Here is a 10,726-nt window from a genome sequence, read left to right on the forward strand (position 1 = left end):
CGCCGTGGTCGAGGAAGCTGTGACCGGTGTGCTGTGGGAGGACCTTGCTGGTACGGCACGCAGAAATGCGCCCTGGCCGGTCGTGACGCTCATCTGACGCTCGTTCGGCACTTATCCTGACGTACCGCCAGTCTCAGAAGGCCGCCTCCCGACCAGGCTGTGCGCCCGGTCGGGAGGCGGCTTTTGCGTTTGGCCGGCGGCCGGCGGAAGGCCTTGTCGGGGTGCCCGCCGAGCCTCTCTTGCTGATCACGCTCTGTAGCGGACCTGGGAATGGGGTTGGCTGGGGACCAAGTTGCTCGACGATGTCGATCTGGGCTGACTGGGGCCGGGTGCCCGAAGCGTCCGGCTCCGGAAGTCCCATCAGCGCTCCGCTCCACCGAGCCTGCTCGTCGCGGGTGAGCCGCCCCTCCCGCTGGCGTCCGCCACCCGCACCAGCTGGTGCCGGAGCCCCAGGTTCGGCTCCCTCGGCCGCTCCAGCGCTCAGGTCGCCTCGGTTGGTAGGCCCCGTCACCGCGCAGAGTCCGTCACGCTTGTGGAGAACGCCGCATGTCCTGGGGGAGGGTCACTGTGACAGTCAGGCCCCCGGCGTGGCGGGGGCGGGCGGTGGCTTCGCCGCCGTGGGCGCGGGCCACCGAGCGGACGATGGACAGGCCGAGGCCCGCTCCCTTGGCGGTGACGAGGCGCTCGGTGCCAAGGCGGCGGAACGGTTCGAACAAGGTGGGAACCTCGTAGGGCGGTACATCGGGGCCGGTGTTGCTCACTTCGATCTCGGCCAGGCCGTCCTCGCGTGTGCGGCTGCTGACGCGTACCCATCCGCCGGCGCCGGTGTTGTGCCGGATGCCGTTCTCCACGAGGTTCTGGACGAGCCGTTCGAGCAGGAGAGCGTCTCCGGTGGTGAGGGCCGGGCCGGGGTCCTCGTACACGGTGATCCCGGCCTTCTCGGCCCCGGGGGTGCTCTGGGCGGTCACATGGGTGACCACGTCCGCGAGGTCGACGGGCTGCCGCTCGGGGATGTGGTTCTCCGAGCCTGCCAGCAGCAGCAGTCCGCTGATGAGCCGCTCGTGCCGGTCGTTGATCTCCAGGAGGTCCTCGCCGAGCCGTTTCACGTCGGCGGAGGCCGACGTGCGGTGCATGGCCAGCTCGACCAGGGCACGGCCCACGGTCAGGGGTGTGCGCAGTTCGTGTGAGGCGTTGGCGACGAAGCGGCGCTGTCCGTCGAAGGATCGGTCGAGCCGTTCGACCATCAGGTCGAAGCTGTCGGCGAGGTCCTTCACCTCGTCGTCGCGGCAGTCGAGTGTGATGCGCTCGTGCAGACCGTGGTCGGCGGCCGGCGCGGAGGCGATGCGCCTGGCGGTGTCGGTGACCCGGCGCAGGGGGGCCAGTACCCGGCCGGCGATGAGCCAGCCGAAGCCCGCCGCGACGCCCCCGACGAGGGCGAGCGCGATGCTGCCCTGGGTGATGAGCGAGGCGGTGGCGGCGTCGTGCAGTCTCCTCTGCTCACTCGCCACCCAGTTGAGGTCGTCGGGCAGGGAGTCCTGCCGCGAGGCAGCGCTCTGGCCGGAATCGGAATGGACGCTGAGGTCCCCGCCCCGGTCGAGCTGCTGGGCGAACAGGACGTAGGTGACGCCGAGCAGCACGATGCCGGCGGCGAAGAACAGGCCGCCGTAGACCAGGGTGAGCCGGGCGCGCAGGGTGACGCGGCGCTTCTTCATGAAATGCGGTACCCCACGCCCGTGACGGTCTCGATGACGGGTGGGTCGCCGAGCTTGCGGCGGAGCTTGAGCACGGTGAGGCGGACGGCCCCGGTGAAGGGATCGGTGTGCTCGTCCCACGCCTTCTCCAGCAGGTGTTCGGTGGGGACCGCCGCGCCGTCGGCACGCAACAGCTCCGTCAGGACGGCGAACTCCTTCTTCGCCAGTGGTATGTAGCGGTTGTCCCGGAACACCTCGCGGCGCGCCGGGTCCAGCGTGATGCCGCGGCGGCGGAGCACCGGTGGAGCGGCCGGGCGGGAGCGCCGACCGAGTGCGAGGACCCGGGCGGCGAGCTCGGGGAGGGCGAAGGGCTTGGTGAGGTAGTCGTCGGCGCCGAGGGAGAGCCCTGTGACGCGGTCGGTGACCTCACCGGCCGCGGTCAGCATCAGCAGTCGTGCCTGATGGCCGGATGCGACGAGCCGGGTGCAGATCTCGTCCCCGTGGACCAGGGGAAGGTCCCGGTCCAGGATGATGACGTCGTAGTCGTTGACGTCGGTCCGCTCCAGGGCCGCGGCGCCGTCGTACGCGACGTCGACCGCGTGGGTCTCCTGCCGGAGCCATTCCGCGATCGCGTCGGCGAGCTGCCGCTCGTCCTCCGCCACCAGGAGCCGCATGCGTTGCCGTCCTTCCCTCGGGGCCACCGCCCATCCGGGGGCGACGGCCGCTCTTGCCCATGGTTTCCCAAGGGCCCGTTTCCTTCTCGTAAGCGACCGCCCACGGCGTTCTTCGAGGTTGTCGATCCCGACGGGGAAACAGTGAGGTAACAGCACCGGGAGTTGCATCCCTTCCGTCGGCCGGCACCGCGCCGGCCCATCGGCAAGGAGAACCTCGCATGCCTCGTGCACCTCGTACGACTCGTACGACTCACGTGCGCCCCCGCCACCCCGCCCTGCTCGCGGCATTGCCCCTCGCCCTGACCCTGACGCTCACCGCGTGCGGCTCCGGCACTGAGGGCGCCGGGGTCGCCTCCGCGAACGGTGGCACAAAGGGCGCGACGAGCAGCGCCGCACCCGGTCTGAGCCGAGACGAGATGAACGTGAAGTACGCGCGGTGCCTGCGGCAGCAGGGCCTGGACGTGGCGGACCCCAAGCCCGGTCAGGGCATCGGGCTCTCTGTCGACGGCTCGAACAGGGAGAAGGCCGACAAGGCCATCGAGGCGTGCCGCTCGGTCGCGCCGCCGGCGCCCGCCGACCAGAGCGACTCCAAGGACCGCAAGGCCATGCTCGACCTGGCGCGGTGCATGCGCGAGAACGGCGTGGCGGACTTCGCCGACCCCAAGGAGGGCCAGGGCATCGACATCGGTCCCGCACAGGCCGAGGACCCGGACTTCGAGAACGCCTGGAAGAAGTGCGGCGGGGCCGAGGGTGACCGCGAGAAGGCGGGGAGCGCCCGGTGACGGTCGAGCACCCCCTTGGCGAGCGCCCGGTGACGGTCGAGTCCTCCCCTGGCGAGCGGCAGGCGGACCGGACTTCGTCCGCGCGTGGCCGGCGGCGGCGCCGCACGCGGCGCGCCACGAAGATGACCGTCGCCCTCTTCGCCCTGGTCGCGGCCGGCGCGGGCACTGCGGCCGTGTTCGGCCCGGATGACAACGGCAAGGCCGCGGACGAGGCGGCGAGCCGGCTGCCTCCGGCGACGGCCGAGGTGCTACGGCAGACGCTCAAGGACACCAGGAGCGCTGATGCGCAGCTCGGTTCCGGTACGGAACGGACCGCGGCCGGCCGGCTTCCCGGCACGCTCACCCAACTGCCCGAGCAGGGCACGGAGATCACCCGGGGGAAGGCCCTGTACGCGGTGGACAACCAGCCCGTGGTGCTGCTGTACGGATCGCTGCCGGCCTACCGCGCGTTGGCGAAGGGCTCCGAGGGGCCCGATGTCAGTCAGCTGGAGCAGAACCTCAGCGCGCTCGGCTACACCGGGTTCACGCCCGACGAGGCGTACACCGAGGCCACGGAGCAGGCCGTCAGGCGGTGGCAGGGCGACCTCGGTCTGAAGAAGACCGGGACCGTGGAGTTCGGGCGGGTCGTCTTCACCCCCGAGGCGATCCGCATCGCCGGCCTGGAGGCCGAGCCGGGGGACCAGACCGGGCCGGGTCAGAACGTGCTGTCGTACACCGGCACCGCCAAGGCTGTCACAGCGGAGCTGGACACCGCTGACCAGCGGCTGGCCAAGCAGGGCGCCGCCGTCGAGGTCGCGCTCCCGGACGGCGCCGTAGTGCCGGGCACGGTCACCGAGGTCTCCACCGTGTCCAAGCCCGCCGCGGGGCAGAAGGAGGCGGAGACGAAGATCAAAGTAGTGATCGGGCTCACAGCTGCCGAGGCCCGCGAGGCCGTCCGTGCGTACGACCAGGCCGGCGTCCACGTGATCTTCACGGCCGACACCCGCAAGGACGTCCTCACCGTGCCGGTCTCCGCGTTGCTCGCCCTCGCCGAGGGCGGATACGGGGTGGAACTGGTGGAGGGGGCGACCTCGACGTACGTTCCCGTCACCACGGGGCTGTTCGCCGACGGCCGGGTGGAGATCTCCGGCGGCGTCTCCCAGGGCGCCAAGGTGGGGATGCCCAAGTGATCACGCTGACGGATGTGACCAAGACCTACGCCGGCGGAGTGACCGCCCTCGACGGGGTCTCCCTGGCCGTCGGCCCCGGTGAACTTGCCGCCATCGTCGGCCCCTCCGGTTCCGGCAAGTCCACGATGCTGAATCTGCTCGGCACCCTGGACCGGCCCACCACCGGTCGCGTGCACCTCGACGGCCACGACGTAGGCGCGCTGTCCGACGCCGGACTGTCCGCCCTGCGCGCCTCCCGGATCGGTTTCGTCTTCCAGCAGTTCCACCTCGCCGCCGGCACCTCGGCCCTGGACAACGTGGCCGACGGCCTCCTCTACTGCGGGCTGCGGCCCGCCGAGCGCAGGCGTCGCGCGGCGACGGTACTGGACCGTGTCGGCCTCGGCCACCGGACGGACCACCACCCGCACGAGCTGTCCGGTGGAGAGCGCCAGCGCGTTGCCATCGCCCGCGCGGTGGCCGGCGATCCCGCGCTACTGCTCGCGGACGAGCCGACCGGGGCGCTGGACTCGGTGTCCGGGCAGGCGGTGATGCGACTGCTGCGCGAGCTCCACTCCTCAGGCACCACCGTCGTGATCATCACCCACGACCGGGAGCTCGCCGCCTCTCTGCCCCGGCAGGTGCACATGCGCGACGGCCGGGTCATCGACGACGTACTCCGACGGGAAGCCCCCGTAGTGGAGGTGATCCGATGACCACCGACGTGCTGAGGCCCGAACGGATGAGGCCCGGCGACGTGATCCGGGTCGGCGCGGTGGGCCTGCACACCCGCCCGATGCGTGCCGTGCTCTCTGCGCTGGGAATCGCCATCGGCATCGCCGCGATGGTCGCTGTGGTCGGCGTCTCCTCGTCCTCCCGCGCCGAGCTCGACCGCACCCTGGCCGCCCTCGGGACCAACCTGCTCACCGTCGCCCCGGGCGACAAGCTGACCGGTGGAACGGCCCAACTCCCGCCCACGGCAGAAGGGATGATCTCCCGCATCGGACCGGTCACCTCCACATCGGCCATCGGCAAGCTTCCCGGAGCCGACGTCTTCCGCACCGAGAAGATCCCCGAGACGGACAACGGCGGCATCACCGCCTACGCGGCACGGACGAGCCTGCCCGCCGCCACCGGGGCCGGGCTGCGCAGCGGCGCCTGGCTCAACGCGGCGACCGGCAGGTATCCGGCGACTGTGCTCGGGGCCGAGGCCGCCGAGCGCTTGGGCATCGGCGACGCCCGCCCGGACACCCGCGTACTGATCGGCGGGCGGCGGTTCACCGTCGTCGGCATCCTCGAACCGGTTGTCCTCGCCCCCGAACTGGACTCCGCGGCCCTCATCGGCTGGCCCGCCGCCGACAGCGTCCTGGGCTTCGACGGCCGGCCCACCCGCGTCTACGTGCGCAGCGCCGACGCCGACGTCGAAGCGGTCCGATCCGTTCTCGGCGCCACCGCCAACCCGCGGGCACCGAACGAGGTCAAGGTCTCCCGTCCCTCCGACGCCCTGGCGGCCAAGCAGGCCGCGAGCAAGGCCTTCACCGGACTTCTCCTCGGCCTCGGCGCGGTGGCTCTGCTCGTCGGCGGCGTCGGAGTCGCCAACACCATGGTCATCTCGGTACTGGAACGCCGCGCCGAGATCGGCCTGCGCCGCTCTCTCGGCGCCACCCGTGGACACATCCGCATCCAGTTCCTCGCCGAGTCCCTGCTGCTGTCGGCCCTGGGCGGCGCGGGCGGCGCACTGCTCGGGACCACCGTGACCACGGCGTACGCCCTCTCGCAGGACTGGCCCGCGGTGGTGCCCTCCTGGGCGGTCATCGGCGGCGTCGCCGCCACCCTGGCCATCGGCACCCTGGCAGGCCTCTACCCGGCCGTCCGCGCCTCCCGGCTCTCACCGACTGAGGCCCTGGCCTCGCCTTGACGGGCCTACCGGCCGGTGGGCCCGCCCACCCGGTTCCCGGCACGGGCCCGGCCACCCGGTTCCCGGCACGGGCCCGGCCTGCCGCTCCGCAGTTCGCGAAGCGGCAGGCCGGTGACGGGGCGGGGACGGTCATTCCGCCCGCTGCACCCGCCATCCCCACTTGATCCCGCCGAGAATGTGCACGACTCCTCGGCCCGATCGGTCCTTGGTCCCGGTGTCGTGCGCGAGGAAGGTCTCGGCCAGGAACTGCTCGTCGAGATCGAACCTGCCGTCCAGCGATATCTGCGAGGCGTCGTGGAAGTTGCATACCTCGGTGCCGTAGATCGAGGTCAGCCCGCCGTCCATGTAGAAGGGGTTCGCCCTGCCGATGTTGTCGACCTCGCTCGGACGGTTCTCGATGGTCCCGGACTGGTGGACCACCTGAATCCAGCGCAAGGTCTCATGGATGCCCGGATCGCCCCGGCGCGTGTCAGGCTCGTAGACGACGTACAGCCCGCCCCCGAATGTGGTCACCGGCTGCTCCTGTGTCGCCTCCGTGGCGAAGACGCTGTACGACTGGACGCGGAACTCCTCCTTCCCCCGGAATCCGCCCTGGTAGTGGAACGCGTAGTGGGCGCCGAACGCAGCGGCGAGGGTCTGCTCGAAGCCAATGGCCGAGAGCTCCGGAACCGCCTCGTAGACGGGATCCGTGGAGGCCCCGTCCTTACCGGACGGAAGAAGGCTGATGCGATACGGGACCCCGTTGAACGTGAAGTCGCGGGACGCGGTGTGCCCGCCCAGTGTCCCGGTCGGCTTTCCCGGCATGTCCGGCCAGCCGGTGGGCTGGCTCGGCCGGTAGTCGAGAATCAGGTTCCCGCCGGCCGGGTCCTGGCGCAGCGGCGCGGCAGCAGCCGGCGTCGACACCAGACCGGACAGCCCGACGGCGGTACCGGCAGCGAGCAGGGACCTTCGCGATACTCGTGGGCGACTTGCTGAGCTCATGGTGAAACCTCGCGATCACGACGCGGACTCGATGGCCGCGGCGGGCCACTGTGACCCGCCGCGGCCATTCGAACCGACACGAAGTTTCCCGAGCGTTACCCGCACCAGCTGACAACGCGCCCTGGGCGCCGGGGTCATGGCGACATGGCCGCAACCGGGGGCCCACCAGTCGGCACGCGACGGGCCAGGGCCTGGGTGACCGGTTCGACGAGCAGCCGGGACAGCGTCCTCTTCAGCGCGGAGTCATTGATCCTGGGGTGGATCACCTCGACGAGCACCGCGGCGGAGGTGACGACCGGAAGGTCGGCGTCGCGGTCGGCCGAGAGCTGCGCGGGACCGGCCGTGTCCGGTACGGCAGCAGAGCCCCGATACGACAGGGCCCGGACCGCGCGTCGCGGTCCGGGCCCTGCCCCGTGCGGTGCCGCCCTGCGGCGGCGGTGCGTCAGCTCTGTGCGGTGTCGTCGCTCGCCTGCGCGGCGTCCTCAGCTGCGCGTGCCTTCTCGCGCATCTTGCGCACCAGCTCCGCCTTCTGGTCGGCTGCATTCTGGCGGTCGAGGTTGCGGTGCGGACCGTTGTTCTGCCGTTCGGCGCGGGACAGCTTCTTGCGCTGGCCGCCGCCCTGGCCCACGGGGTTGTTGATGTTCTTGCTGTCGGTCACGGGTTCTCCCGGTGGTGATGTGAAGTGATCTACGGATTCATCGGTGGGGGACGGGCGGCGACGTCGAAGGACGTCAGCAGGGGCCCGTCACGCTCTCACTCGTGAATCGGCGTCTGGAAGAACATGACAAAGACGTTACCCGGTTCCATCGGCCCCGCACACCAGCCTTGTCGCCGCCCCGGCGTCGGCCTGGCCTTCGCCGAGCGCCCGGGGTGCGCCTGCGCCGCAGGGACTGGCGGATCGCCCGGGACGAGTACGCCTTGTCCACGATGACCGCGTCGAGCCTGCGGCGGAGCCGTCCGACTGGTCAGCCCGCCGCGGGACCGGCCAAGCGCCTGGCCAGCCGTCGTGCATGCCGGATCTTCCAGTTCGTCCCCCGCCGCCGCCCCTTTTCGCGGGCTCCGGCGGCGTGCTGGTGGGCTCGGTTGATCGTGGAATCGACCGACACCGTCCACTCCACGGTTCCGACGGAGTCGTCCCGGAGCTGGACCTGCTCGAGCAGGCCGGCCCAGGTGCCGTCCGCCTCCCAGCGGGCGAACCGCTCATAGGCCGTCTGCCACGGGTCATGGCGTTCCGGCAGGTCACGCCACGGCGCACCGGTCCGCATCCGCCAGAACACCCCGTTGATCACCTGCCGGTGATCCCGCCACGGACGCCCTCGCCCATCAACACCCGGCAGCAGAGGCGCTATCCGCTCCCATGCCGCATCCGTCAGCTCACCGTGACCCACCACAAGATCAATTACCAGACGGGTCCCAGGTGAGTGTTCGCCGCCGCTGGCGCGCATTCCGGAGCACCGGCTCCGAACGAAGGAATCCGCGCACCGAGGGCCCGCGGAGTGATCTGCCTCACAGGCTGTCACGGCGACAGGTCATGCGGTGTCTTGTGCCCGAACCCCTCGAAACGAAGGAGACATCGTGACTGGGAGCATCGATGTGGTCGTGATCGGCGGCGGATACGCGGGCGTCTTGGCGGCCAATCGTCTGACGCAGCGCGACGACGTGAGGGTGACGTTGGTCAACCCGCGTTCGACGTTTGTCGAGAGGGTTCGCCTGCATCAGGTGGTGGGAGGGTCCCACGCGGCGGTCGTCGACTACCGGGAGGTCCTCGGCGAGCCCGTCCGGCTGGTGGTCGACACCGTGGCACGGATCGACGCCCCGGGGCGCAGCGTGACGTTGGCGAGCGGCGGCACGGTCGGCTACGACTATTTGATCTACGCGGTGGGCAGTGGCAGCGCCGACCCGCGCGTCCCCGGAGCGGCCGAGTTCGCCCACCCGATCGCCACCCTGGAGGAGGCGCAGCGGCTGTGGACGGTGGTCGACGCCGCGCCCTCGACGGCCGCGGTGACGGTTGTGGGAGCTGGTTCGACGGGGATCGAGACCGCCGCCGAGCTGGCGGAGCAGGGCCGCCGGGTGACCCTGGTGTGCGGCGGGGTGCTCGGCCCCTATCTGCATCCGCGGGTTCGGCGCTCGGTTGCCAAGCGGTTGGCCAAGCTCGGCGTGACCGTACTCGAAGGCGCCGAGGCGAAGGTGACGGCGGTGACCCGCGATGCCGTGCAACTCGACGGCGGCCGCACGCTGTCGAGCGCGGTGACGATCTGGACCGCCGGGTTCGGTGTGCCGGACTTGGCCAGGCGCAGCGAACTGAGCACCGACGCCTTGGGGCGCCTGCTCACCGACGAGACGTTGACGAGCGTGGACGATGCGCGCATCGTCGCGGCCGGGGATTCGGCGGCGCCGTCGGATCTGCCGCTGCGCATGAGCTGCCAGACCGCTCGTCCGCTGGGAGCGCACGCTGCCGACACGGTGCTGGCCCGGATCGCGGGTGCACAGCCCGAGGCCATCAACGTGGGCTTCTTCGGCCAGTGCATCGCCCTGGGGCGTCGCGCCGCCACCGTACAGATCGCCTCCAAGGACGACACCGCGAACAGGTACTACATCGGCGGCCGTCTCGCCGCAGGGATCAAGGAGCGCGCTTGCACGGGCGTCGTCAAGGAACTGGTGGACGAGGCGCGCAAGCCCGGCTCGTTCAGCTGGGGATTCAAGGATGACAAGCGCCGGCAGCTGCTGCGAGGCAAGCGCAGCGAGGCCGCTCTCCCTCGCTGAACCAAGAGTTCAGCCAAGCATTCACGGTCGGTCGGCTCGACACCGGAGCCACCGACACAAGGCAAGGAGAAACCCGATGAACCTCACTCTGTGGATTGCGACCGGACTGCTGGCCGTGGTTGCCCTGGGCGGCGGCATCAGCAAGGCGTTCGTACCCAAGGAAAAACTGGCCGCGCACGAGGGCGGGAATTGGACCCGAGACGCCAGCGTCGGTTTCGTCAAGACTCTCGGATTCCTGGAGCTCCTGGCCGCGGTTGGCCTGATCCTGCCCGCCGTGCTCGACATAGCACCGGTCATGGTGCCGGTGACCGCTGTGTGCTGGGTTGCTCTCATGGTCGGCGCGATGATCACTCATGGCCGCCTTGGTCAGTACAAGCTCGTGATCCTGAATTCGGTCTATCTCGTGCTCGCAGGATTCATCGCGTGGGGCCGTTTCGTCCTTGAGCCTTTCACCGGCTGAGGAAACCCGCCGTGGTCAACGGCAGCCCGGGATTCGTCTTCCGCCTGGACGGTGAGATCGACGGCGTGATGGCGGCCCGCGTCGAGGACGCCCGTATCACCGGCCTCTATTGCGTCCGCAACCCGGAGAAGCTGAAACGCGTCGCATCGGACCCCGCTCACCCTGGGGTGGATACGGTCCACTGACTGCTAGGTGGTTGGGGTGTCGGAGACGGTGATGGTCCAGCTGATTCCGTGTGGGGCGAGGAAGGTGAGGAAGCTGGTCGGGTCGAATGCCTGGGCCGGGGCGAGCACACCTGGTTCGGCGCCGTCC

At 70.5% G+C, this 10,726-nt stretch carries 11 protein-coding genes and 2 pseudogenes; 7 read left to right on the forward strand and 6 right to left on the reverse strand.

The window, feature by feature from the left end:
- Window positions 1–524 precede the first annotated feature (524 nt).
- Window positions 525–1,712, reverse strand: coding sequence for a sensor histidine kinase (locus VIU94_RS00720; RefSeq protein ID WP_331906356.1), 1,188 nt, complete (start codon window positions 1,710–1,712; stop codon window positions 525–527).
- On the reverse strand, window positions 1,709–2,365 hold the full coding sequence (locus VIU94_RS00725) for a response regulator transcription factor (protein ID WP_331906358.1): 657 nt from the start codon (window positions 2,363–2,365) through the stop codon (window positions 1,709–1,711). The genes VIU94_RS00720 and VIU94_RS00725 overlap by 4 nt, the downstream gene beginning before the upstream one ends.
- Before the next feature lie 218 nt (window positions 2,366–2,583).
- Here VIU94_RS00725 and VIU94_RS00730 point away from each other — a divergent pair, with 218 nt between their 5' ends.
- Genes VIU94_RS00730 through VIU94_RS00745 form a run of 4 tightly spaced genes read left to right on the forward strand, consistent with a single transcriptional unit; the run spans window position 2,584 to window position 6,210 of the window.
- Window positions 2,584–3,147, forward strand: a complete 564-nt coding sequence (locus VIU94_RS00730; RefSeq protein ID WP_331906360.1) for a hypothetical protein — start codon at window positions 2,584–2,586, stop codon at window positions 3,145–3,147.
- On the forward strand, window positions 3,144–4,316 hold the full coding sequence (locus VIU94_RS00735; RefSeq protein ID WP_331906362.1) for a peptidoglycan-binding protein: 1,173 nt from the start codon (window positions 3,144–3,146) through the stop codon (window positions 4,314–4,316). The genes VIU94_RS00730 and VIU94_RS00735 overlap by 4 nt, the downstream gene beginning before the upstream one ends.
- Window positions 4,313–5,008, forward strand: coding sequence for an ABC transporter ATP-binding protein (locus VIU94_RS00740; protein ID WP_331906364.1), 696 nt, complete (start codon window positions 4,313–4,315; stop codon window positions 5,006–5,008). Before VIU94_RS00735 ends, VIU94_RS00740 begins: the two co-directional genes overlap by 4 nt.
- Window positions 5,005–6,210 carry an ABC transporter permease gene (locus VIU94_RS00745; protein WP_331906366.1) on the forward strand — a complete coding sequence of 402 codons (1,206 nt, stop codon included), beginning with the start codon at window positions 5,005–5,007 and terminating at the stop codon, window positions 6,208–6,210. The genes VIU94_RS00740 and VIU94_RS00745 overlap by 4 nt, the downstream gene beginning before the upstream one ends.
- A gap of 129 nt (window positions 6,211–6,339) precedes the next feature.
- Here the strand turns inward: VIU94_RS00745 and VIU94_RS00750 are convergent, their stop codons facing one another.
- From VIU94_RS00750 to VIU94_RS00765, 4 genes and pseudogenes are all read right to left on the reverse strand, one after another.
- Window positions 6,340–7,191, reverse strand: coding sequence for a hypothetical protein (locus VIU94_RS00750; RefSeq protein ID WP_331906368.1), 852 nt, complete (start codon window positions 7,189–7,191; stop codon window positions 6,340–6,342).
- Window positions 7,192–7,367: 176 nt separating this feature from the next.
- Window positions 7,368–7,517, reverse strand: a pseudogene (locus VIU94_RS00755) (DNA-binding protein); the annotation flags it as partial.
- 116 nt (window positions 7,518–7,633) lie between these two features.
- The gene (locus VIU94_RS00760; protein WP_331906370.1) at window positions 7,634–7,849 is read right to left on the reverse strand and encodes a DUF6243 family protein; all 216 of its coding nucleotides are present in this window, start codon (window positions 7,847–7,849) and stop codon (window positions 7,634–7,636) included.
- 217 nt (window positions 7,850–8,066) lie between these two features.
- A pseudogene (locus tag VIU94_RS00765) lies at window positions 8,067–8,582 on the reverse strand (IS5 family transposase); the annotation flags it as partial.
- 184 nt (window positions 8,583–8,766) lie between these two features.
- Between VIU94_RS00765 and VIU94_RS00770 the strand changes: the two are divergent.
- From VIU94_RS00770 to VIU94_RS00780, 3 genes are all read left to right on the forward strand, one after another.
- The gene (locus tag VIU94_RS00770; protein ID WP_331906372.1) at window positions 8,767–9,954 is read left to right on the forward strand and encodes an NAD(P)/FAD-dependent oxidoreductase; all 1,188 of its coding nucleotides are present in this window, start codon (window positions 8,767–8,769) and stop codon (window positions 9,952–9,954) included.
- Window positions 9,955–10,030: 76 nt separating this feature from the next.
- Entirely contained in the window at window positions 10,031–10,414 is a 384-nt protein-coding gene (locus tag VIU94_RS00775) for a DoxX family protein (protein WP_331906374.1), read from the forward strand.
- A gap of 11 nt (window positions 10,415–10,425) precedes the next feature.
- Window positions 10,426–10,599: a hypothetical protein gene (locus VIU94_RS00780; protein ID WP_331906376.1), complete on the forward strand. Its 174-nt coding sequence runs from the start codon at window positions 10,426–10,428 to the stop codon at window positions 10,597–10,599.
- Window positions 10,600–10,726: the final 127 nt, after the last annotated feature.

Source organism: Streptomyces sp., assembly GCF_036566765.1.
Lineage (GTDB): Bacteria > Actinomycetota > Actinomycetes > Streptomycetales > Streptomycetaceae > Streptomyces.

Excerpts from the sequence above, each read along its gene's own strand:
- VIU94_RS00775 (WP_331906374.1), top strand. The coding sequence starts at position 10,031 with ATGAACCTCACTCTGTGGATTGCGACCGGACTGCTGGCCGTGGTTGCC.
- VIU94_RS00720 (WP_331906356.1), bottom strand. The coding sequence starts at position 1,712 with ATGAAGAAGCGCCGCGTCACCCTGCGCGCCCGGCTCACCCTGGTCTAC.
- VIU94_RS00750 (WP_331906368.1), bottom strand. The coding sequence starts at position 7,191 with ATGAGCTCAGCAAGTCGCCCACGAGTATCGCGAAGGTCCCTGCTCGCT.
- VIU94_RS00725 (WP_331906358.1), bottom strand. The coding sequence starts at position 2,365 with ATGCGGCTCCTGGTGGCGGAGGACGAGCGGCAGCTCGCCGACGCGATC.
- VIU94_RS00745 (WP_331906366.1), top strand. The coding sequence starts at position 5,005 with ATGACCACCGACGTGCTGAGGCCCGAACGGATGAGGCCCGGCGACGTG.
- VIU94_RS00730 (WP_331906360.1), top strand. The coding sequence starts at position 2,584 with ATGCCTCGTGCACCTCGTACGACTCGTACGACTCACGTGCGCCCCCGC.